Consider the following 22,786-nt stretch of genomic DNA (forward strand, 5'->3'; position numbering starts at 1 on the left):
TAAAACTTATGAAAAAATTATTTTTAGGACTTGCACTGGCTGCTGCTCCGTTTATGTTTGCTCAGAAAGTAGCGGGCGTAACGGTTGAACGTCCCAAAAAAGAAATACCAACTGAGCTGAGTAAAGATAAGGCTAAGATGTTTAATGAGAACCTTATCAAATTTCTCGATGCAGTAAAAGTATCAGACCGTAAGGTTATAGATGCTATGCTTTCTGATAAAGTGAAGCAGATTGTTACTGATGATGTCCTTAAAAAAGTAAAAGAAGGCATTGATTATACTAAAAAGCTGGAAATTCTGAAAGCCGGATATTATGTAACAGGGGATAATGAAGCCTATCCGAATCTAAAATATAAATATGCAGGAGATTCGTCCAATAAAGAAGTGGTCAGTGCGATATTTGAAGAAGATGGGAAAATTCTTGGGGTAATGCCCATGAATAATAAATAATTTATTTTTGATACAAAAAAATATTAACTATGATGACAGATTCTTTAGTCGCTCATTCCTCGGAAGTGGAAAAAGCAGACTTTTACAGGAAAACGTATTTACACGTTGCTTTATCAGTCCTTGCGTTTATCGGGATTGAAACTATTCTATTAAAAACCGTTCCGGCAGAGCTTATTGCTATGATGTTCGGACAGAAATATACCTGGTTACTGATTATCGGAGTATTCTGGCTGGCTTCTATTCTGGCTAATAAATGGTCTCTTGCACAGATCAGATCTACGCAATATTTAGGATTAGGATTTTATATTGTACTTGAAGCAGTGATCTTTTTACCCTTGATCTATATTGCTGTTAATACCGCAGGGGTTAACGTAATCTTTCAGGCGGCTATGCTTACCATTTCTATGTTTGCAGGGCTTTCACTGGTTGCTTTTATGTCAAAAAAAGATTTTTCTTTTTTGAGAAATATAATTGTTATCGGAGGTTTTATCGCCATTGGACTGATTGTAGCGGGAGCTATTTTCGGATTTAATCTTGGTCTTTGGTTCTCCGTAGGAATGGTGCTTTTGGCTTCTGCCAGCATTTTATATGAAACCAGTAAGCTTAAAAATACCTATACAACAGGGCAGTATGTAGGAGCATCTTTACAGTTGTTCGCATCTATTATGTTGCTGTTCTGGTATATCCTGAGAATTTTAATGAGCAGAAGAAGCTAATTTGAGAAATAATGAGCTGAAGGTCTCATTTTTTTCATAACTTAATAATATAATCCTGATGATTTTCATCGGGATTTTTTCTTGCCACAGATACACGAATCTTTTACTAATATGCAAATGATGGCTGTCTGATTTATTTTTCTAATTATATGTTATCTTGTAAATTGATCAGTAATAAACTTTTCAGCCTGGGTAAAAAATCTGCACCATCTGTCAAATCTGCGAGCTATTTTTTCGACGCAAAGTTTTTTGCTGAGAATTTTTGATTTTCTTGCGCCCTAAAAACATTATCATAATTAAAAACTTTTAGGTCCCTTAGCGTTTTCCAATAAAAAAAATCTGCTCAATCTGCCAAATCAGCGAGGTATTTTGTTCGATTCAAAGCTAAAGGGAGTAGAGTATGAGATCAATCCTGCTGATCAATGTAATTAAATGATTGGATTGTGTTATTTGTGAAGAAATTATAACCCTTGTCTTCAGGAACCCAAAAAATCCTGATGGCAATTCATCGGGATTTTATTGGAACAATTGGGTTTTTCAGAAATTGTGTTTTATGGATGTTTTTAATTATTAAGTCTCTAATAATCAAAATTTATTTGTCGATTGAGCCCAGTACTTTCTGTGCAAAAGAGTTTAAGGCATCTTTTTCGCTCATTCCGTTCTGTACATTAGCGTGTACTTCTAAAGCACCGCAGATATTGGTAATTAATTCTCCTGCTACATTAAGGTCTTCTTCACTGGTTCCTCTGAATTCGCAGAAGCTTTCCAGTACCTCTAATGTTTTCTCAAGATTCTCAGGAGTCTGATTCTGATAAAACTGTCTGATTACGGGTAACTTCATTATGATAATTCGTTAAAAAGGTTAATTAAACTTTCTGCCTGGTTAGATTGTACTTGGTTAACCAGCTCTCCGTTTTTAAAAATAGCAAACGTCGGAAGGTTGTCTACTTTAGCCAGTTTTCTGCTTTCAGGAAGTTTTTCTGCATCTACATATAAAAACGGAATGGCTTCGTTTTCTGATGCTAATTTTTTGAATTTAGGCTTCATGATTCTGCAGTTTCCGCACCATGTTGCGCCATATTGAACAACTACTTTTTCGTTGTCATTTACGATATTCTGTAATGTATCTTCAGTTAATTCTGTGTACATAGGTTAAATTTTAAGAATTAAAATTTAACAATGTAACAATTGAATAGTGTATCAATGTACCAATAAAAATATCTATTGCTACAGTGATGCATTGTTACATTGTTAAATTACTAGATTGTTAAATTGATTTTAGTTCTTAGCTAAGTATTCTGCTGTAGAAGTTCTGTCTGCTTTCATTGCATCTTTTCCCTCTTCCCAGTTAGCAGGACAAACTTCACCGTGCTTCTGAACGTGCGTGTAAGCATCGATCAATCTTAAGAATTCCTTTACGTTTCTTCCTAATGGCATATCGTTTACAGCCTCGTGGAAGATTTTTCCTGTTTCGTCGATAAGGTAAGTAGCTCTGTAGGTTACATTAGAACCTGTGAAAGTTTCCTCTCCATCTTCATTGTATTCGAAATCCTGATCTACGATTCCAAGGATATTTGCTAATTGTCTGTGAGTATCAGCTAAAAGCGGGTAAGTTACTCCTTCAATACCTCCGTTATCTTTTGGAGTGTTTAACCATGCAAAGTGTACTTCATTCGTATCGCAAGAAGCTCCGATTACTTTGGTGTTTCTTTTTTCGAATTCACCTAAAGCCTCCTGGAAAGCGTGAAGCTCAGTAGGACATACGAAAGTGAAATCTTTCGGATACCAGAATAAAAGAACTTTTTGTTGGTTGGAAGTAGCTTCTTCAAGGATGTTGATTCTAAGATCGTCACCCATTTCAGACATTGCATCAATTGTTACATTTGGGAATTTTTTTCCTACTAAAGACATAATTTTCTGTTTTTATATTTAAATTTCTGTTGCAAAGATAAAAATATTTCATCTATCAATCAAGTTAATATTGATAAATAAAATCTATAATTGTTTTTGACGGTAAAATATGAAAAAAGCCCTGATTTCAGGACTTTTCTTTTATATTTTAATACCCAAATATTTCATTGAGATTAAGCTTTTTAACTTCACCGAGTTTTTTCATATCGGCTTCGTTTACTTTATCTTGTGAAGCAACCAGACAATAGGTGTAGCTTTTACCTTTCATCTCTTTGTCATGGAAAGTATTGATGTCAGTAAAAGAAAGCTTTGGAGCCTGCTCGTATACATTCTTTCTGATATCGGAATTATTTCCAAGCTTCTGAGCTTTCAGATAAGAGAAGATGATACCGTCCTGGGTAATTCTTTCGGAAGCAATCGATTTTTTCAATCCGCTTTTTGCTGTTTCAAATAACTGCTCAGACTTTGGAAGAGTAGTTAAAAGCTCATTCATGGCTGTTGTAGATTCGTTGAATTTATCAGCCTGAGTTCCTACATAAGCCATTACAACATCTTTGTCTTCTTTCTTACCCGGAAGTGCAAAATAAGAATAAGTTGAATAAGCCAGTGCTTTAGACTCTCTGATTGTCTGGAATACAATAGACCCCATTCCGCCTCCGAAATAGCTGTTGAACAGGTTAACGGTAGGAGTAATGGATGAATTATACTGATCCGCGTTTCTTACCCAGAAAACTTCAGCCTGTACCATGTCGTAGTGAGCGAATAATACCTTGTTTTTATCCGTTGGGATCTGAACAAAAGTTTTTGTTTTAGGCAAGTCTTTCAAAGAAGCAGGAAGCTTATGAACCGGAGTTAAAGAAGCTACCACCTCATTTCCTGATTTCGGTCCATAATACAATACTCTGTGTTTGAAATTGAAAAGATCATGAAGAACATTAATCAGGTCTTCGGCTTTCAATGCGTCAAGTTCTGCATCACTTAAGACGTTATTGAACGGGTTTTGAGGTCCGTACTGAGCATAGCTTCTAAGTCCCGCCATGATCGTCCCTTTATTCTGCTTGGCATTGGCTCTTGCTTTTTTAAGTCTTGCTTTGTAAGCATCTAAAGCTTTCTGATCTGTCTGGCTGTTTTTAATCAGGTCTTCGAAAAGAGCGGCTGTTTTTTCAAAATTTTCATTCAGACCTTCAAGAGATACATACGTTTCTTCATTTCCGGCGATTACGTTAAAGCTTGATGCCAGTTTGTAGAATTCTTTACTGATTTCTTCTGAAGACTTGTTTTTCGTACCCAGATACTGAAGATATTCTGCTGCAAGAGGAAGGATTTTGTTGTTCCATTTTCCGGAATCGAAGTGATAATACATTCTGAACAGAGCATTATCTGTATTTTTTACAGAAAGTACATCTACGTTTCCTAGCTTATTTTTGGCAATATCTTTATCATAGTTCAGCCATATCGGTGAAATTGCATTTTCCGGCATTTCATCAATCTTCTTAAGGAAAGGAGACTGGTCTTCTCTGTTTACTGTAACAGGGGTAATCGTTGGCTTGTCTACTTTTACAATACTCTTGTCTTCCCCTTTTTTCTTATAAACAGCAACGTAATTGTTGTTTTGAAGGTATTTAGAGGCGAAATCCATAATGTCTTTTTTCGTCAGCTTAGAGATTTCGTCTACATATTCTAAAGAAACCTTATGGTCAATACCAGAAGTAAACTCATCCATCAGAATGCCTGCTCTGGAAGAATATTTTTCATCCTTCTGGATAATGTTTTTCTTTTCATTATTAACAATAGACTGAATAAGATCATCAGAGAATTCTCCTTTTCTCAGCTTATCTATCTCCTGAAGAAGAAGTGCTTTCACTTCATCCAGAGACTGTCCTTCAGTGGGTCTTCCCTGGATAAGCAGGACAGAATAGTCTTTTAAGGCATAAGCAGAGGCAAAAGCGGACAGTAATTTTTGTTTTTTAACCAGATCCAGGTCAATTAATCCGGCTTGTCCGTTAGTCAGCATATTTCCTACAAGATTAAGCAATCTCGCATCTTTTGTTGTTGCGCCCGGAAATCTGAAGCCTAACATTACGTTTTCAGGGTTAGGGCCTACTACTTCTTTTACAATAGGAGAGGTAATTGGTTTTTCCTGGCCTATCTTATATTCAGGGATTGCTTTGGTCTTCATAAATGAAAACGCTTTGTCGATTTTTGCGATCACTTCATCAGGATTGAAATCTCCGGACATGATCACCCCCATATTATTAGGAACATAATAGTTGTTGAAATAATCTCTGATAGCTTTCAGAGAAGGGTTTTTCAGGTGTTCAATGGTTCCGATAGTAGTTTGCTTCCCGTAGTTATTATTCGGGAAAAGATTGGCGAACATCATGTCAAACACCTTATCACCATCATCATCAAGTGTTCTATTTTTTTCTTCATAAACCGCTTCAAGTTCCGTATGGAAAAGTCTTAAAACCGGCTGTCTGAACCTTTCGGATTGTACTGCTAAGAACTTATCAATCACATTGGCTGGAATGTCTTCTGTATAAACGGTCTGCTCAAAAGAAGTGAAGGCATTGGTTCCTTCAGCTCCCATTCCGGTCATCATTTTATCGTATTCGTTGGCGATTGCATATTTAGCCGCTTCACCGGAAACTTTGTCAATTTCTTTATAGATCTCTTTTCTCTTAGCCTCGTCCGTCGTTTTGTTGTACTTTTCATAAAGTGCATCGATCTGGTCTAATAAAGGTTTTTCTTTTGCCCAGTCTTTAGATCCGAATTTATCGGTTCCTTTGAAAAGCATATGCTCCAAGTAATGAGCTAGCCCCGTATGATCCGCAGGATCGGTTTTGCTTCCCGCTTTAGTAGCGATGTAAGCCTGGATTCTTGGGTCTTTATTGGTTGGACTTAAAATAACCGTCAGTCCGTTTTTTAACGTGTAATATCTTGCTGCAGTAGGGTCGTTGGTTACATATTTGTACGTATAACCGTTAGATTTTGCTTCTTTCCATTGGAAATCCTGTCCATAAGCATAACCGGCAAAACTTGCGGCGGCGATACTTGTTGCGATTGTTAGTTTTTTTAACAGATTCATTTTTGTTGCGTTATTATATGCTTTATTTTGTGCTGAATGGTTCCAGCAGGTTTTTGATTCTTTTCATAGCTTCTCTCAGATCATCTTCTGATGCGGCATACGAGAATCTGATGCATTCCGGGCTTCCGAAAGAAACTCCGCCTACACATCCTACGTGGGCATTTTCTAAAAGGAACATGGCAAAATCATCAGCATCTTTGATTTCTGTACCATTTAAAGTCTTTCCGATATAGTAGGAAACATCCGGGAAATAGTAAAATGCAGCTTTTGGAAGAACTACTTTAAACCCCGGGATTTCTTTGATCAGATCATACACAAGATCTCTTCTTTTTTTGAAGGCATCAATCATGTATTTGTATTCCGAAGGATCTGTTTTCAGTGCGGTAATAGAAGCTCTCTGGGCCATCGTGTTGGCTCCGCTGGTCATTTGTCCCTGGATCTTTTCACAGGCTTTGGCCAGCCATTCAGGACATGCAGAATATCCAATTCTCCATCCGGTCATGGCATAAGCTTTAGACATTCCGTTGATCACAGCTGTCTGCTCATATACTTCAGGAAACTGGGCAATAGAGGTCGTCTTGGTTTCGTAGTTGATAAACTCGTAGATCTCATCCGATATAATGGTAACATGTGGATGCTTAGCAATAACTTTGGCCAAAGATTTCAGCTCATCATAGGTGTAATATCCTCCTGAAGGATTACATGGAGAACTGAAAAGAACAGCTTTTGTTTTCTCTGTGATTGCTTCTTCCAGCTGTTCAGCCGTAATTTTAAAATCAGTTACATAAGAAGTAGGAAGCATAACCGAATTTCCGCCCATCATTTTCACCATTTCATCATAACTTACCCAATATGGGGCAGGAAGAAGAACTTCGTCTCCATCATTGATGATCGCTGCCAGTACATTAAGGATTGCCTGCTTGGCTCCGTTTGATACGCAGATTTGTGAAGGTTTATAGTCAAGATTGTTATCTCTTTTCAGTTTGTAGGCAACGGCCTCGCGAAGTTCCAGAAATCCCGGAACAGGAGAGTAGTGGCTGTAGTTTTGATTAATAGCGTCGAAAGCTGCCTGTTTAATATTATCCGGTACGTCAAAATCCGGTTCGCCAAGAGTGAGGCTGATTACGTCAATGCCGCTGGCTTTCATTTCTCTTGCTTTGTTTGACATGACGAAAGTCTGCGAGTAACCCAGTCGTTTTACTCTATCTGAAAGTTTGTCCATGTAGTCTTTTTGAATTTTAACAAATATATAATAAAAACATCTTGCCGGGAAATAAAAATAAGCTTAGAGAAAAGATTTTTGTCAGGTTTCAATTTAATCACTAGCTTTGGAAATAGGATTGATTTTGAGGCTTTCACCAGCTTTAAAAATTGATAATGTTTAATAATGGCCAAACTTAAAAATGTACAAACTTCTTTTTTTATTGTCCGCAGCTCTCTTTTCTGCACAGAATTACCGCTTTGTTTATGAATACAAGATGAAATCTGATATCGAAAATGATTCTTTGGTCACCGATTATATGAGTCTGGATACCGACGGGAAGAAATCTTATTTTTATAACACCGCTAAGTATGAAAAGGACTCTGCTTATGCGGCTGATAAGGATTTTGCAAAACTGTTTAAACGTAAGAACTATAACAGAAATCTGAACTATCTTATTGAAAAAGATTACGCTAAAAAGACTATCAATTTTTATGATCAGTTTAAAAGTGTGAAGCTGGTGACTACGGATAGCGAAATTCCTCAATGGAAAATAGAAAAAGAGTTTGTTAAGATCAATAACATGAAATGCCAGAAAGCGGTGACGAATTACAAAGGAAGAACCTGGGAAGCGTGGTTTAGTAAAGATTATCCGATCAATGACGGACCTTATAAATTCAGCGGTCTTCCGGGGCTTGTGGTAAGTATAAAAGATTCCGAAGGGCAGCATATCTTTAACCTGATCCAGATCAAGAAAATGAAAACCCTGTTTGATCGGGTTCCTGCAAACAGTAAGAAAATGTCTGAGAATGAGTATAAAAAACTCATGAAAAATTATACTTTCATTCCTGCAGAAGATTTTGAAGCATTCCAGGCAGATACAAAAGCGGGTACTGTTGGAGTTCAGCTGAAAGACGGCTATACAGTGCAGTACAATGTTAAAGAGCTTGAGAGGTATACAGGAAAAGGGGAGACTATTGACGATGAAATCCTCAGAAGGCTTAAAAGAACCAACAACCCTATTGAAAGGGATTAAAAATAATACATAAAGGACCGCAAAACTGCGGTCTTTTTTTATATCCGGCTCTTAAAGTTTGAATAAAGCCAATAAAAACTTATTTTTGCGGTTTATAATAATTCATATGGCAATATCGTTACTATTAAAATACTTTCCGGATCTTACAGAAAAACAGATCGAACAGTTTACCCAGCTGGAAAAACTGTATCACGAATGGAATGAAAAGATCAATGTGATTTCCAGAAAAGATATGGAATCGCTGTATGAAAAACATATTCTGCATTCTTTAGGAGTGGCAAAGGTAATGGAGTTTGCCCCGGGTACAAAAGTATTGGACATTGGAACCGGAGGTGGTTTTCCGGGAATTCCTTTGGCAATCCTGTTCCCTGAATCTGAATTTACCCTGATTGATTCCATCGGAAAAAAGATCAGCGTGGTACAGGCAGTTGCAGAAGGAGTAGGACTGAAGAACGTAACCGCTATTCATGGTCGTGCAGAAAAACTCAAAGAAAAGTTCCACTTTGTTGTAAGCCGTGCCGTGACCCAGATGCCGGAATTTTTGAGATGGCTGAAGGGGAAGTTCGAAAAAGAACAGTTCAACGCCAAGCATAACGGAGTTTTGTATTTAAAAGGTGGTGACCTTGCAGAAGAGCTTGCCGGTCTTAAATGTGAAATTTTCAGCCTTAAAAACTATTTTGATGAAGAATTTTTTGACACTAAAAAAGTAGTGTATTTATCAAAAGGCAATTTTAATTCCTGATCTGGATGACAGAGGAATAATTTTTGCTGTTTCTTGTTAATAATCAGTAAATTGAGGGTATGAAAAAACTTTTAAATATTGGATTTCCTGCATTATTTTTAGGGCTGCTTTTCATCTCCTGTAACGATGATGACTATCAGACCGTTGAATCGATCGGCAGGATTAAAATTGACAGCGTAAAAATAGTAAATGATACGATGGATGTTTTTTCCGTACAGAGTATCAGAACATATTCTACCTATCCTTCGCAGTGTGAAGGATTTTATGGCTATGATTATATTTATGATAATGATTTTGACAGGTCGGTAACTGCTTATCGCTATATAAAAGACGGCCCCTGCAGCCAGAACAGCTATACGGCAGGCAGCCAGATCAATTTCAATCCACGTTATAAAGGGAATTATACCTTCAGATTCTGGAACGGTGGAAACCAATGGATCACCAAAATAATTGTGGTTAAATAATGAGGATGATATTGGTATTCTGTTTTCTGGCTGTACATACAGTCTGGGGGCAGAAAATAATCTGGAAGGAAGATCAGAAGCTGGTTTGGGATAATTTTAAAAGTCCGGTTAACCGCAAAAACAATCCCAATGTGGCAGCTTACACCCATTGTGGATGGGAATATTCCCTGGTGAGATCTTCCAATCCCAAAACTCCGGTGAAAATTGAAATAACCGCTATTTTTAATGAAGAAAGATCATGGAAAGATGTGAAAAAAATCAATGATTATATCCTTCTTCATGAGCAGAAACATTTTGATATCGCAGAACTGTTTGCCAGAAAGCTTAGAAAAGAAGTCGCTGAAAAGATTATTACTTCCGGTGACTATGATAAGTATTTTAAAGCGGTTTATCAGAAAGTGTCCAATGATTATCAGAATTTTCAGAAATCTTATGACAGGGAAACCCAACACGGAATCAATGAAGAAAAGCAGAGAGAATACAATGTCCTCATCTCTGAAGAATTAAACAATTTAAAAAGCTACCAGGCCTCTTGAAATTTCTCAATAAGATCATCCACGAACTTCTGGAACAAAACCCGGACCTTTCGGCATTTAATATCGTTTTGCCCGGGAAGCGTCCCATCGTTTTTATCAGGCAGATTTTAGAGGAGAAGAACTATTCCGGACTTCTTCCCAACTTCTTTACCGTGGAGGAATTAATAGACCGTATTGCAGACAAACAGCCAATCCAGGGAATTTCTCTCTGGCTCTTTGCCTTTGATGTTTACAGAAGCCTTAATCTGACTCCCCGGGATGATTTCTCTGATTTTCTGAAATGGTTTCCCACCCTGCAGAAGGACTGGGATGATATCCTTAAATTCTCCGATAATGATCAGGTAGTTCTCCAGTATATGTTTGATGAAGAGAGGATCAAAGAATGGGCGCAGGATCTCGGTGAAAATGATGATGTTCCAAGGAAAAAATTCCTTAATTTCTGGCAGAATATGAATATTTTTCTTCCGGTATTAAAGGAAAAACTGCAGGAGAAGAACTGGGCAACCTCCGGAATGATCCACGAAACTGCAAAGTCGAAGATTGATGATTTTGCTAAAAATACTTCAGAACATTTTGTTTTCTGTGGATTTAATGCCTTTACCCCTGTAGAAGAAAAGCTTGTAAGAAGTCTTTTAAGATGGAATAAAGCCGGTTGTTTTTTCCAGGCAGACCGTTATTATTTTGATGATGAAAGACAGGAAGCCGGAAAATTTCTCAGAAGCCATAAAATGTGGAAAGAATTCAATGATAACAGAGATTTTCATTGGATTGAAGACGACTTTAACCAGCCGAAAAATATCAAGGTCTATGAAGTTTCAGGAAATGTAACCCAGACAAAAGTTCTTCCTGAGATTTTTAAAGAGATTGAAAATAAAACCTTTTCCAACACAGCAGTTGTATTGTTGGACGAAAATCTTCTGCCTGCCAGTTTAGACGTGATGTACGGAGTGCAGAACCTGAATATCACTATGGGTTTTCCGCTGAAGAACCTGTCTTTTTCCAATGCCGTAAAACAGCTTTTTTATCTTCAGAAACAACTGGAAAAAAACAAAACTTCCTATTATTACAGGGATGTTTTTCCTATTCTGGAAGAATTGCCGAAATCTGCGGAAGATGAATTGGTGATCAGTGATTTTAAAACCAAAATAGAAGAGAGGAATATTGTTTATATATCAAAAAAACTGCTGCATGAGCTCCTGAGCAGTCTTTCTTACTACGATCTGCTTCAGAAGGCAGATCACACAGGTATTTATCTGGATAAGCTGATTGCTTTCTGCCGGCATATCAAATGGCTGGATATTGATGATATTCAGTATGAAAATGTGTCTCACTTTGAAAACGCTTTCAGAATCATAAAAAATCAGCTAAGTCCGTATAATTTTGAGATCAGAATGGAAACGCTGGAAATTCTGATCAACCAGCACATCAATTCCGAGAGTATAGATTTTCAGGGAGAACCGCTTCGCGGACTTCAGATCATGGGGCTGCTGGAAACCCGTCTCCTGAATTTTGAAAATGTTATTCTGCTTTCTGTGAATGAAGGAAAACTTCCTTTGGGAAATACACAGAATACCTATATTCCTTTTGACATAAGGAGATACTTTGACCTTCATACTTTTCTGGAAAATGACGGGATCTACGCCTATCACTTTTACAGGCTGATTCAGGATTCGCAGAATGTACACCTTTTGTACAATGCACTGAGTTCGGGAGTGAATACGGGTGAGAAAAGCCGTTTTATTACTCAGATTGAAATGGAAAGTTCCCACAAAATAGAACACCTGATCATAGAGAATTCTTCTGAACCGATTGCTTCTAAGCCTATCGAAATTCCAAAGACGGCAATCGTTATGGAAAGACTTCAAAAATGGAAAGAAAAAGTATCAGCTTCACATCTTACCAGCTACCTTTATAATCCGATTGATTTTTATCTTTCCAAGATCCTGAACACCTCGGAAACAGATGAAATTGAAGAAGAACTGTCTGTTAAAAACTACGGAAACCTGGTTCATTATTCACTTCAAGAAGTTTATGAAATACTTAAAGGTAAAGTTTTAAAAGAAAGTGATTTACAGAAGTCAATTAAAGAAATAGATCAGTATATTGAAAAAGCAATTGAAAAGCTGAAACACCAGCCGGAGTTCTATGAAAAAGGAATGAATTACATTCACAAAGCGATTGCTAAAAAAGTTATTGAAAACATTCTTACCCACGATCTCGAACTGATCAGAAACGGAAATGAACTGGAGATTCTGGATATTGAAAAAAGATTTGAAAATGTAGATTTTTATCTTGAAGAAAAAGACAAGATTTCTTTCTTCGGATTTATTGACAGGATAGACCGTCTGAACGGAACTTTAAGAATTATCGATTATAAAACGGCCAAAATCAAAAATCTTACGGTAAAGATTGATGAGGATAATGTGTCGGATTATTTCCATAACAGCGACAGAAAACAGGCTCTCCAATTATGCATCTATCATTATGTAGTCCAGAACCTTCCTGAGTTCTGGGGATTCCCGATTGAGACCGGAATATGGAGCTTTGCCGAAGCTCGGAAAGGGGTGGTTTCCCTCCAGTTTGATAAAGGGAATATTGATGATGCGATGAGGTCTGTAAAAAAACTGATTCTTGAAATTCTGAATCCTGACCTGACATTTGTAGAAAACGTGAAATCCTATACTGTCTAACAAAAAAATGCACTCCATTGCTGAAGTGCATTCCATTTGAAAATGAAGAAATATAATATGAGAAGATACTAAAGTTTTATCTTTTTGTTGATTGTTTTTCCATCAGCAAGAGTGAGCTGTACCAGATAAACTCCCGGTTCCAGGGATTTTGATTCAAATTGAGATAGGTTTACATCCTGCCGCACAACTAATGCTCCTGAAATACTGTATATGCTGATGTTTTTTATATCGCCGGCTGATCTGGCGATGATCTGACGGCCATGTGCAAAAATATCTGTTTTATTTTCCGAAGAATGCCCAATGATCATTTTATTGAACTGCAGATTATAGAATTGGGTGGCAATCTCAAAGGTATAGTTCTGGTTTTCAAGATCCTGAATAGAGATTCCGTTATTTTCTATATACTGTGATTGGGAAACTGTTTTTATCAGGTTACGTTTTTCATCAAAGATATGTACTGCGGACAATTCATCCGGATGAATTTTAAGTTTTAAAATTCCATTGTTTTCAGATTGGATGATCTCATTTTCAGCAATTTGCTGAGGTGTATTTTTGATATAAGGAATCAGCTTGTTTTCATTGTTTTCCTGAACCTTCAGCAGATAAATTCCATCCTTAAGACTAGCCAGATTATTTTCTGTTACAGATTTTGCCACTGTTTTTTCTTGATTAAAATCTGTGATTTCCAATAGTTGCATATGTCCCAGATCAGGTTTGATTTGGGAAGAATATAGCGGATTGTTTTCCCTGGATTCTATTATCTGATCGCTATTTCCTGTCTGCTTTGAAGTAATCACAGCCCATTGATTGAATAATCCTCCGCTTCTGAGCGTATTGAATTTCGCATTGGAAGCCAGAACAAAAGGAACAATTCCTCCCACATGTCCCAGAGGGCCCCAGTAAAATGAATCCAGCTTGTATTTATCCAGATCCCACCACGAGTAATATCCACGCTGTACATTAATGGTTTTAGAGGTGTTTTCCGGCGGGATGGCCAGATCTACGGTGGAATGCCCTAAAGTCATTGGAGTTTTATTGTACCAGTCGTAAACATCTTTAGGTTTCAGGCATTGTCTGAGCTTATTATTCGGATTGCTGGTAACATCACTGACAAAATTGGGTGTGAAAAGACTTCTCCAGATCACAGGTCCCCACAAAAGTCCGCCGTTATCCTGAACCACATGATAATTATATTTGTCCAGATATTCCGCTGAAATAACTTCTGAAATATTGTTATTATAAGTTCTGTAGCCTGTATTATTGCAGGTGTGGAGTACATTGGCCAGAAAAGAGGTGAAAGGGTAGATGTCTTTTTCCAGAACTCCTTTATTCAACGTAACTCCCGAAAAATCATAAGGCCCGTCACCCATATACGCATATCTGAATTTTAAATTGTCCGGGTTTGAAATACTAAGCCTTTTCAAAGTTGACATTGCAGCATGCGCCCCCTGAGAATAGCCTGCCAGAAAATATTCATTATAACGTTTGATTCCCAGCTGTCCGAGGACTTTATTGGCGGCTGTAACGAAATCTATCGTAGCACCAGCTTCAGTAGCATAGTCTACATAAGGATGAACACCGTCTCCGCTGCCCATTCCCACATAGTCCGGAGCCATAAGAATATAGCCGTTCAGAACATAGGAAAGTTCTACTACAAATCCTGCACTAAGCGCTCCTTTTAGATTAGACGGAACATTTTGCCGACTGTCTGTAGTTCCATGGTCCGAAACAACAGTTGAAAGCTTGTAATTTACGTTAGGGTACATCAGAAGCCCTGTTGCTTTTACCAGAACATTATTCTCATTTTTAGTGTAATAAGTGATTTTATACCCTTTTAAACCAACATTGAAACCATTCAGATAATTGGTGAAATCAGGAGTATTCTGCTCACCGAGATTAACGGCTATGAAATTGATAACACCTTGTGGAGTAAGATCGAGTTTCTGTTCAATATTTACCACATCGCCAGCCTGCTGAGCCAGGTAAAAAGGAGCTGTAAAACTTAGTAAAAAGAAAGATAGTTTTTTCATATTAATGCATTATGGTGATATTAAATTAGTTGTTTTTAATAAAACCATTCATACATTATCAGATCAATAATTATTTATTGAATATAAATTCTCTGTAAAGTGAGTAAAACAAAGGATTCCGGCCTTCGGCCGGAATCCTTTGTTTTATATCGAATCTTTTAATTAAAAAGCATTGATACCTGTAATATCCAGACCTGTAATTAATAAGTGTACATCATGTGTTCCTTCGTAAGTAATCACCGATTCCAGGTTGGCAGCATGTCTCATCATCGGGAATTCACCCATGATTCCCATTCCACCAAGAATCTGTCTTGATTCTCTTGCAATATCAATCGCCATTTTCACATTGTTGCGTTTCGCCATGGAGATCTGTGCAGGCGTTGCTTTATGATCATTTTTAAGATTTCCTAACTGAAGACATAATAACTGAGCTTTAGTAATTTCAGTTAAAAACTCAGCCAGTTTTTTCTGCTGAAGCTGGTAAGAGCCAATTGGTTTTCCAAACTGCTTTCTTTCCTTAGAATACTGAACAGCTGTACAGTAGCAGTCGATGGCAGCACCAATTACACCCCATGAAATTCCGTATCTTGCGGAATTCAGACAGGATAAAGGCCCCTTTAATCCTGTAACTCCGGGAAGAAGATTTTCTTTAGGAACTTTCACATTATTAAATACAAGTTCACCTGTTTTTGAAGCCCTTAAACTCCATTTGTTATGCGTTTCAGGAGTGGTAAAACCTTCCATGCCTCTTTCAACGATCAATCCCTGTACTTTTCCTTCCTCATTTTTAGCCCATACTACAGCAATGTCGCAAAGCGGAGAATTGGTGATCCACATTTTAGCACCATTCAGCAGGTAATGGTCACCCATATCTTTGAAATAAGTTTCCATAGAACTAGGATCAGATCCGTGGTTAGGCTCAGTAAGACCGAAAGATCCAATCATTTCTCCTGAAGCAAGCTTAGGAAGGTATTTTTTCTTCTGCTCCTCAGATCCGAATTCATTAATTGGGAACATCACAAGAGAACTTTGTACAGAAGCAGCAGAACGTACCGCAGAATCACCTCTTTCCAGCTCCTGCATGATAAGACCGTAAGAGATCTGATCAAGACCGGAACCTCCGTACTCCACTGGAATATAAGGACCCAATGCTCCGATTTTTCCCAATTCTCTCATTAAGCCGGGAAGGTCAGTATGGTTTTGTGCAGCCTGGTCAATCTGCGGCATTACAAAACTTTCTACCCAGTCTCTTACAGATTGGCGGATCAATTTGTGTTCTTCAGTAAGTAAAGCATCAATTCCGTAATAATCAGGGATGCTTGTAAGAGGATAATATGACATGATTTTTTGATTTGTTTAAAAATAGTACTTTTCAGGCGGTTTGGAAAATTTTTTTAAAAGCCTTTTGAGTGATTGATTTTCAGTGATATATGATGGTTTTAATTAATTCATATAACAAAATGCCTAACCTTAAGATTCCTCATCATTAGAGATAGGATACTGGTGGGCAGAATTATGGATTTTATTCTTGAATTTATACAGGTAAGGAGCTTTGTTGGCAGAACCGTCATAAAACTTCTCCAGCCTGTCCAGAATATTCAAGCTTAATATTTTACGCTGGAAATTATTTCTTCTGAATTTCTGTCCTAAAATAGTTTCATACAGCAGTTGAAGATCCTTCATGGTAAACTTTTCAGGCAGAAGGTTGCTGGCTGCTGCTTCGGTATTGATATTCATCCGAAGGTATTCCAGCCCGGTTTCTATGATCCTGTCATGGTCAAATGCCATTTTAGGCAGATTATCCACTTCAAACCATTCACAGCTTTCATTGAAGGCATCAGGAAAAGTATCCGCAATGGAAAAATCAATAAGACTGCAGTATCCTACAGTAATAAATCTCTGGAAGATCCAGTGGTCCTGAGGCACCTCAATTCCTTTATTCCGAAGCAGGATCTGGTGTACATTATTCTCGGTACGGTCTATTCTTCCAAAAGTGTGAAACTGCTTTAAAAACAGGTCTTTCAGATGAGTTCTTTCATACAGAACCCTTGCAGCGGCCTCACGAAGATCTTCATCATTGAAAACAAAACCGCCGGGAAGCGACCATAGATCAAGATCATGATATTTTAAAAGCAGGACTTTCAGAATATTGTTGTGAAACCCGAATATCGTGCAGTCAACAGATACATGTGCTACAAAATCTTTTGTATCAATAAGTTCCTGAAGGGTTTCTTTGCTTTTTGTGTCTTTGAGTTTCATGGCAGTAAAAATAAAATTATTTTCTAAATTTTCCTTCCTGACAGTCTAAAATATATCAAACTTACCGTAAAAAGCACTAAAACAGCAAATAAGATATAAATAGGGTAATAATTTAAGAGCTCTTTTCCAAACAGAACAGACATAATAATAGAACTGACGGAGCTTCCTAAAGAAGAAAAAATAACAATAAGGGACGTAAACAGGTTGATTTTCTCTTTATCAACCTGCGCGATCATCTTTGAATTCACAACAGGGTAGAGCGGAGATAAAAATAACCCAATCACCGGAAATAAAAACACCAATATCCCGGAATTTTCAGATCCGAAATACTGAATTCCTACAATAAGGGTAAGAACAGCCATGATCAGACCTATACAGAGCAGGTAATATTTAGATAATGAAAACCTTTGAATGATATTGGCCGTCACAGTTCTTCCGGCATATGAAAAAAGAGCAAGAAAAGAAGTCGCCTGCAGGGAAAAAAACGAATCAATTTTCAGGTGGTTTTTGTAAAAAGAAGGAAGCCAGGAATTAAATCCCTGTTCCACAAACACAATAAAAAAGATAACGCCTAAAAATGCGATGGTCGCGGGATTGATAAAACCGGATAACTCAGAAATGATTCCTTTCGTTTCGGTTTTCTTAGCTTCTGAAATCGTCAGACGGGAAAATAAAAATATCGTTACAGCCGAAAGTATGGCAATAGATAAAAATCCAAACTTCCAGTATTCAGAATATTGACTTGAGATCAGCCATCCAAAGCCCATATTCACTACAAAAATACCGATCATAAAGGAAGCCTCCACACTATTCATCGTTTTTGCAAGTGATTTTTCATCCGAAATATTATTCCTGATAATCCCGAAAACACAGATTTTTCCAATCGCAAAGCAGGTTCCGATAATAGCAAACCAAACCTTATAGAACCAGAAATCTTCAATAAAAGGAAGAAGACAAGAGCAGGCCCCAACAATAATTAATGCTGTGATCAAAGCTTTTTTGGTTCCGGTTTTACTGATAAAATTAACAGCAAAGAGGGAAATAAAAGCAATCGGAAGATCTTTAAATGATTCTAAAAATCCCAGTTTTTCATAAGAAATGGCCTCAGAAAGCTGAAGGATGACCAGACCCATACAATTCAGTACCATTGAAAAAATAAGGAAAGTCAATTTTAACGGAAGTGAAATATGGGAGAGCTTGGCAGTCATTTTGGAGATTTTTTTTTTAAGTTTTTACAACTTTTTTTATGAATTATGATGCAAATTTAAGCCTTTAAAGCCCCAAAAATAAAAGAAAAATTAAAATATTTATGAAGACAATGTTAATTAATTAAAAAAAAATATATTTTTATTGTCTCAATTTGAGAATTAAAAACTAACTCTATATGAATATAAGAATATCAGGAAGTTTTGGACTGGCCGCAGTGCTGTATTTTACAGCTAATTTCAATGCCCAGACCAAGGTAATAGATTCTGTTCCCAAGGAAAATAAAATAGACGAGATTGTCATGATCGGATATGGAGGAGTGAAAAAGCAGAACCTTACCAGTGCAGTCTCTTCAGTAAAAGCAGATGCCTTTGATAACAGACCAATCTACAGCGTAGGACAGGCTTTACAGGGACAGGCGGCAGGAGTGAATGTCATTCAGGCTTCAGGAAAGCCAGGAGCAGCTCTTGATGTGAAAATCAGGGGGAATAACTCAATTTCATCCTCGGTGAGCCCTCTGTATGTAGTTGACGGAATCCAGACCAATGACATCACCGGGCTGAATCCTGACGATATTGTTGATATGACTATTCTTAAAGATGCCTCTTCTACCGCTATTTACGGAATAAACGGATCTTCAGGAGTGGTTATCATTACAACCAAAAGAGGAAAACAGGGAAAACCCCAGCTTAATTTTAATGCCTATTGGGGAATTTCAAAAACCGTGAAAAATATTGATGTCCTGAATCTTGATCAGTATAAAACCTTAATGGCAGACATCCAGGCAAACGGCGGATCAGACTATCTTTCCACCGTTACCAACCCCAGATATGCAGGGATTGATACCGATTGGAGAAAAGAAGTTTTTCAGACCGGATTTGATCAGAATTATAACGTAAACTATGCCTTTGGAAATGAGAAAGTAAAAGCTTACACCGCATTAGGGTATCAGGATATTGAAGGAATCATCAAGCCTGCTCATTTTCAGAGGACTTCGGTGAAAGTAAACTTAGATGCAGTGATTGCACCCTGGCTGAAATTAAATTCCTCAGTCAATTACTACTTTACCTCACTCACCAATACCAACGATAATTTAAGTACAGCGAGAGGCGGGGTAGTGCTCAGTGCTTTTAATACGCCGAGTTTTCTGCCTGTATACGGAACAGATGTTAATTTCATCCCGTCAGATGGAGTAGTCTATGATCAGACAACAGGCCAGATTAATGACGGATATAAGCCGGGCCAGTTTGCTCCGAATCCTTATCAGTCGTCTTGGGAAAATCCAGTTGCTTATCAGTCAAGAAAAGATAAAACCCAGACTCAGCGTTTCCTAAGCAATTTAGGTCTTGATGTGAAAGTTCTGAAAAATCTGGTATGGAAGCCAAGCATTTCATTTGATATGACAGACTCCCGGAATACTAAATTTACAGACGGATTCCAGACCAGCTACGGAAGATCAAAATCCGGAATAGGCTCCCAGGAGTATATTCAGTATCAGGAATATAACTTTGAAAATACCTTAACTTATACCCTGAAAAAAGGGGTTCATGATTTTTCATTACTTGGAGGAGCCCAGATCACCCAGAAAAGTTTTCAGAATGAATACTTTGCCGGAGAAAAATTCCCTGAAGGAATAATAAATTTCGATTATGAAAAGGCGGCAACACAAGGTTATGACAAACATAAAGACGTTCTGAGAAATGCTTCGTTCTTCGGAAGGGCCTTGTACACGTATGACGGAAAATATACCTTAATGGGAGTGTTCAGGTATAACGGTTCCTCAAACCTTGCTCCGGAAAAAAAATGGGGTTTCTTTCCGGGTGTTTCAGCTTCATGGCTGGTGTCTAAAGAAGATTTCCTGGCAGACAGTAAAGTCATCAGCGAATTAAAACTGAGAGGGGGATGGGGACAGACCGGAAATGTGTCCGGGGTTCCTGCTTATTCACACTTTAACATATTTGATCCGTATTGGTCAAATGGAATTCCTGCCTATACATTTAAACAATATGACAGTGATGTAACCTGGGAAACAACAACCGATACCAATGTAGGGCTGGATCTTGGGCTTTTCAATAACCGGATCAGGTTTACAACGGATCTCTATAAAAGGAAGACTACGGACCTTATTTTCCCTTATGTAATGGGGAATTTATCAGGACCAATCTATAGAAACGCCGGAAGCCTGGAAAATAAAGGAATTGAGTTTTCATTGAATACCGCTAATATCAAGAACGAAAACTTTACATGGAACACGTCATTCAACATTTCATTTGCTAAAAATAAAATTCTGAACTTTGAGCAATACCTCAATACCATTGATGTAATAAGTATGGAAAGTGTTGGAGGTAAAGTAATTCGTTTTCAACCTGGACATGCTTTGAGTACATTTTACGGATATAAAGTAGATCACGTGGATCCAAATACCGGAAACATGATCTATAAAGACCTTAACGGAAACGGATATCAGGATGTGGATGATAGAACATTTATCGGAAATCCAAACCCAAAGTATACTTTTGGCTTCAGCAATAATTTTACTCTGAAAAACTGGTATATGGATGTTTTGATTACCGGTTCTGTGGGAAATGATGTCTTCAACGCAACCCGTTTTGATCTGGAAATGATGAATGATTATAAAAATCAGTCAACAGCAGTTCTTAACCGATGGACTACGCCGGGACAGATTACCGATGTTCCGAGAGCCAATTCGGCGTCTGCACAGGAAATTTCAGACAGATTTGTGGAAGACGGGTCTTATGTGAAACTGAAAGCGGTAACATTAGGATATAATTTCAATAATCCTTTTAAAGGAGTAAGCAAACTGAATGTGTACGTAACCGGACAAAATCTGTTAACCATTACAGATTATTCCGGAATGGACCCTGAAGTAAATGCTTTCACGCCTAACAGAAATACATCCGGTGCAGAGAAATCTGTTTTCGGAATAGATTACGGAACCTATCCTCAGGTGAGAACCTTCATCATTGGTTTAAAAGCTAATTTCTAAATTATTTACAATGAAAATCAATAAAGCAATATATTATTTATTCGGTGCATCAGTACTTGCTGCCAGCGTTTCCTGCAATGACTTTCTGGATACAGAACCCATTACTGAACAGGGGATTTCTATTGATAATCCGTTAAAAACAGCAACAGATGCAGAAAACAGGATGAGCACCATTTACACTGCATTTGGAAATGAATACTGGCAGCTGGATTATTTTTTTAATGGTGATGCCCAGACAGAAATTTCCTATGCAGGAGCAGATAACGTCCAGAATTTTCAGCAGGATGAATATCGTATTGTAGCAACTAATCCGAATGTTGAAAGAGACTGGAAATATCTGTACGGGTTTATCAATGACTGTAATATGATCCTCAATTATGCCGATAATATCAATGATCCGGCGCTTACAGCAGCAAGAAAGGCTGAAATGAAATCAGAAGCAGCGATATTTAGAGCACTTTACTATTTCCATGCTGTTCAGCTATGGGGTGATATTCCTTTGGTTACCAAGGCTGTAATAGGAGTGAATGCCAGTAATTTTGATGAAGTATACAGTCAGGTATATCCCGCCAGAAAAACAGTAAAAGAAGCTTATGATCTGATTATTGCCGATCTGGAGGGAGCTATTGCCAATGCACCATCAGGAACTCAAAAATACAGAGCCAATAAAAACTTTGCTTATGGTCTTCTTGCGAAAGTGTATGCCTCAAAGCCGAATCCGGACTGGACCAAAGTAAAACAATATGCTTCCAATATTTCAGGGGTAAATCTTCTTCCGGTTTATGATCAGCTTTTTGACGGTACGCATGAAGCTAATTCCGAATCTATTTTTGAAGTCGATGGAAATGCCGGAACAGTCTGGGCCTGGGGATCATCCATGTTTTATGGAACAGACTGGAAAAAATTCAATGTTCCGTCTAATGATCTGGTAAAGGCATTTAATGATGCCGGAGATACCCAGCGTTTAAACAGCTCCGTTAAATTTTTACCGGTAAGTTGGTCAGATAAGTACTGGACGAGTAATAACTATCCATTCATGTATAAAATGAGGAAAACCGATGGAACTCAGAATTTTTATATCCTTAGATATGCGGATGTTCTCTTACTTCAGGCTGAAGCAGCCGTAAGAACCGGAGATTACACAGGTGCCGCAGGTTTTATCAATCAGGTAAGAACAAGAGCCGGACTTTCTCCGGTTGCTATTTCATCGGAAACGGATGGGATTCAGAAAGTTCTTCAGGAAAGAAAACTGGAACTGGCATTTGAAGGTCAGAGATGGTTTGATCTTAAAAGAACAGGAGCAGCCGTTGCCATCCTTTCCCAGCAGAAAGACGGAAACGGAGTGATACTGCCTTATGCTGCAAGCATTAATCAGAACAGGTTATTATGGCCGATTCCGCAGGGACAGAGGGATAACAATCAGAATTTAACCCAAAATTCCGGCTATTAAA

The 22,786-nt window shown here is 37.8% G+C and carries 18 protein-coding genes; 9 read left to right on the top strand and 9 right to left on the bottom strand.

Annotation, left to right across the window (positions count from 1 at the left end):
- The first annotated feature begins 8 nt into the window (after nucleotides 1-8).
- Complete coding sequence (locus J2Y40_RS15670; RefSeq protein ID WP_185151920.1) at nucleotides 9-449, top strand: peptidylprolyl isomerase; 441 nt, start codon at nucleotides 9-11, stop codon at nucleotides 447-449.
- A gap of 29 nt (nucleotides 450-478) precedes the next feature.
- On the top strand, nucleotides 479-1,165 hold the full coding sequence (locus J2Y40_RS15675; protein WP_309999956.1) for a Bax inhibitor-1 family protein: 687 nt from the start codon (nucleotides 479-481) through the stop codon (nucleotides 1,163-1,165).
- 592 nt (nucleotides 1,166-1,757) lie between these two features.
- Here J2Y40_RS15675 and J2Y40_RS15680 read toward each other — a convergent pair.
- From J2Y40_RS15680 to J2Y40_RS15700, 5 genes are all read right to left on the bottom strand, one after another.
- The gene (locus J2Y40_RS15680; RefSeq protein WP_002980002.1) at nucleotides 1,758-2,006 is read right to left on the bottom strand and encodes a DUF6952 family protein; all 249 of its coding nucleotides are present in this window, start codon (nucleotides 2,004-2,006) and stop codon (nucleotides 1,758-1,760) included.
- Nucleotides 2,006-2,314, bottom strand: a complete 309-nt coding sequence (locus J2Y40_RS15685; RefSeq protein ID WP_062699051.1) for a co-chaperone YbbN — start codon at nucleotides 2,312-2,314, stop codon at nucleotides 2,006-2,008. The genes J2Y40_RS15680 and J2Y40_RS15685 overlap by 1 nt, the downstream gene beginning before the upstream one ends.
- Before the next feature lie 129 nt (nucleotides 2,315-2,443).
- Nucleotides 2,444-3,076, bottom strand: a complete 633-nt coding sequence (locus J2Y40_RS15690) for a peroxiredoxin (RefSeq protein ID WP_153391806.1) — start codon at nucleotides 3,074-3,076, stop codon at nucleotides 2,444-2,446.
- A 148-nt stretch (nucleotides 3,077-3,224) separates the two neighbouring features.
- The gene (locus tag J2Y40_RS15695; RefSeq protein ID WP_309999967.1) at nucleotides 3,225-6,164 is read right to left on the bottom strand and encodes an insulinase family protein; all 2,940 of its coding nucleotides are present in this window, start codon (nucleotides 6,162-6,164) and stop codon (nucleotides 3,225-3,227) included.
- A 22-nt stretch (nucleotides 6,165-6,186) separates the two neighbouring features.
- Nucleotides 6,187-7,386: a pyridoxal phosphate-dependent aminotransferase gene (locus tag J2Y40_RS15700; RefSeq protein ID WP_153391810.1), complete on the bottom strand. Its 1,200-nt coding sequence runs from the start codon at nucleotides 7,384-7,386 to the stop codon at nucleotides 6,187-6,189.
- A gap of 181 nt (nucleotides 7,387-7,567) precedes the next feature.
- Between J2Y40_RS15700 and J2Y40_RS15705 the strand changes: the two genes are divergently transcribed.
- The 5 genes from J2Y40_RS15705 (at nucleotide 7,568) to J2Y40_RS15725 (ending at nucleotide 12,833) form a co-directional block, all read left to right on the top strand.
- Entirely contained in the window at nucleotides 7,568-8,401 is an 834-nt protein-coding gene (locus tag J2Y40_RS15705) for a GLPGLI family protein (protein ID WP_153391812.1), read from the top strand.
- 106 nt (nucleotides 8,402-8,507) lie between these two features.
- A complete protein-coding gene (rsmG, locus tag J2Y40_RS15710; protein ID WP_153391814.1) occupies nucleotides 8,508-9,143 on the top strand; it encodes a 16S rRNA (guanine(527)-N(7))-methyltransferase RsmG in 636 nt (211 codons plus the stop codon).
- Nucleotides 9,144-9,202: 59 nt separating this feature from the next.
- Nucleotides 9,203-9,607, top strand: coding sequence for a hypothetical protein (locus J2Y40_RS15715; RefSeq protein ID WP_153391816.1), 405 nt, complete (start codon nucleotides 9,203-9,205; stop codon nucleotides 9,605-9,607).
- Between the two features lie 5 nt (nucleotides 9,608-9,612).
- Nucleotides 9,613-10,143, top strand: a complete 531-nt coding sequence (locus J2Y40_RS15720; protein WP_231128609.1) for a DUF922 domain-containing Zn-dependent protease — start codon at nucleotides 9,613-9,615, stop codon at nucleotides 10,141-10,143.
- Entirely contained in the window at nucleotides 10,140-12,833 is a 2,694-nt protein-coding gene (locus J2Y40_RS15725) for a PD-(D/E)XK nuclease family protein (protein ID WP_153391820.1), read from the top strand. The genes J2Y40_RS15720 and J2Y40_RS15725 overlap by 4 nt, the downstream gene beginning before the upstream one ends.
- A gap of 68 nt (nucleotides 12,834-12,901) precedes the next feature.
- Here the strand turns inward: J2Y40_RS15725 and J2Y40_RS15730 are convergent, their stop codons facing one another.
- The 4 genes from J2Y40_RS15730 to J2Y40_RS15745 all read right to left on the bottom strand — a co-directional run bounded on the left by J2Y40_RS15730 (nucleotide 12,902) and on the right by J2Y40_RS15745 (nucleotide 18,330).
- Nucleotides 12,902-14,863, bottom strand: coding sequence for a T9SS type A sorting domain-containing protein (locus J2Y40_RS15730; RefSeq protein WP_153391822.1), 1,962 nt, complete (start codon nucleotides 14,861-14,863; stop codon nucleotides 12,902-12,904).
- A 162-nt stretch (nucleotides 14,864-15,025) separates the two neighbouring features.
- Nucleotides 15,026-16,204 carry an acyl-CoA dehydrogenase family protein gene (locus J2Y40_RS15735; RefSeq protein ID WP_309999973.1) on the bottom strand — a complete coding sequence of 393 codons (1,179 nt, stop codon included), beginning with the start codon at nucleotides 16,202-16,204 and terminating at the stop codon, nucleotides 15,026-15,028.
- A 129-nt stretch (nucleotides 16,205-16,333) separates the two neighbouring features.
- A complete protein-coding gene (locus J2Y40_RS15740; RefSeq protein ID WP_153391826.1) occupies nucleotides 16,334-17,122 on the bottom strand; it encodes an NrtR DNA-binding winged helix domain-containing protein in 789 nt (262 codons plus the stop codon).
- A 23-nt stretch (nucleotides 17,123-17,145) separates the two neighbouring features.
- Complete coding sequence (locus J2Y40_RS15745) at nucleotides 17,146-18,330, bottom strand: MFS transporter (RefSeq protein WP_309999976.1); 1,185 nt, start codon at nucleotides 18,328-18,330, stop codon at nucleotides 17,146-17,148.
- A 176-nt stretch (nucleotides 18,331-18,506) separates the two neighbouring features.
- Between J2Y40_RS15745 and J2Y40_RS15750 the strand changes: the two genes are divergently transcribed.
- Together J2Y40_RS15750 and J2Y40_RS15755 are read left to right on the top strand one after the other, a co-directional pair.
- Nucleotides 18,507-21,335, top strand: a complete 2,829-nt coding sequence (locus J2Y40_RS15750; protein ID WP_309999978.1) for a SusC/RagA family TonB-linked outer membrane protein — start codon at nucleotides 18,507-18,509, stop codon at nucleotides 21,333-21,335.
- A 10-nt stretch (nucleotides 21,336-21,345) separates the two neighbouring features.
- Nucleotides 21,346-22,785, top strand: coding sequence for a RagB/SusD family nutrient uptake outer membrane protein (locus tag J2Y40_RS15755; protein ID WP_153391830.1), 1,440 nt, complete (start codon nucleotides 21,346-21,348; stop codon nucleotides 22,783-22,785).
- Nucleotide 22,786 lies beyond the last annotated feature (1 nt).

Source organism: Chryseobacterium sp. 2987, from assembly GCF_031456375.1.
Lineage (GTDB): Bacteria > Bacteroidota > Bacteroidia > Flavobacteriales > Weeksellaceae > Chryseobacterium > Chryseobacterium vaccae.

Coding starts and splice junctions, on each gene's coding strand:
- J2Y40_RS15670 (WP_185151920.1), top strand. CDS start 9: ATGAAAAAATTATTTTTAGGACTTGCACTGGCTGCTGCTCCGTTTATG.
- J2Y40_RS15675 (WP_309999956.1), top strand. CDS start 479: ATGATGACAGATTCTTTAGTCGCTCATTCCTCGGAAGTGGAAAAAGCA.
- J2Y40_RS15680 (WP_002980002.1), bottom strand. CDS start 2,006: ATGAAGTTACCCGTAATCAGACAGTTTTATCAGAATCAGACTCCTGAG.
- J2Y40_RS15685 (WP_062699051.1), bottom strand. CDS start 2,314: ATGTACACAGAATTAACTGAAGATACATTACAGAATATCGTAAATGAC.
- J2Y40_RS15690 (WP_153391806.1), bottom strand. CDS start 3,076: ATGTCTTTAGTAGGAAAAAAATTCCCAAATGTAACAATTGATGCAATG.
- J2Y40_RS15695 (WP_309999967.1), bottom strand. CDS start 6,164: ATGAATCTGTTAAAAAAACTAACAATCGCAACAAGTATCGCCGCCGCA.
- J2Y40_RS15700 (WP_153391810.1), bottom strand. CDS start 7,386: ATGGACAAACTTTCAGATAGAGTAAAACGACTGGGTTACTCGCAGACT.
- J2Y40_RS15705 (WP_153391812.1), top strand. CDS start 7,568: ATGTACAAACTTCTTTTTTTATTGTCCGCAGCTCTCTTTTCTGCACAG.
- rsmG (WP_153391814.1), top strand. CDS start 8,508: ATGGCAATATCGTTACTATTAAAATACTTTCCGGATCTTACAGAAAAA.
- J2Y40_RS15715 (WP_153391816.1), top strand. CDS start 9,203: ATGAAAAAACTTTTAAATATTGGATTTCCTGCATTATTTTTAGGGCTG.
- J2Y40_RS15720 (WP_231128609.1), top strand. CDS start 9,613: ATGATATTGGTATTCTGTTTTCTGGCTGTACATACAGTCTGGGGGCAG.
- J2Y40_RS15730 (WP_153391822.1), bottom strand. CDS start 14,863: ATGAAAAAACTATCTTTCTTTTTACTAAGTTTTACAGCTCCTTTTTAC.
- J2Y40_RS15735 (WP_309999973.1), bottom strand. CDS start 16,204: ATGTCATATTATCCTCTTACAAGCATCCCTGATTATTACGGAATTGAT.
- J2Y40_RS15740 (WP_153391826.1), bottom strand. CDS start 17,122: ATGAAACTCAAAGACACAAAAAGCAAAGAAACCCTTCAGGAACTTATT.
- J2Y40_RS15745 (WP_309999976.1), bottom strand. CDS start 18,330: ATGACTGCCAAGCTCTCCCATATTTCACTTCCGTTAAAATTGACTTTC.
- J2Y40_RS15750 (WP_309999978.1), top strand. CDS start 18,507: ATGAATATAAGAATATCAGGAAGTTTTGGACTGGCCGCAGTGCTGTAT.
- J2Y40_RS15755 (WP_153391830.1), top strand. CDS start 21,346: ATGAAAATCAATAAAGCAATATATTATTTATTCGGTGCATCAGTACTT.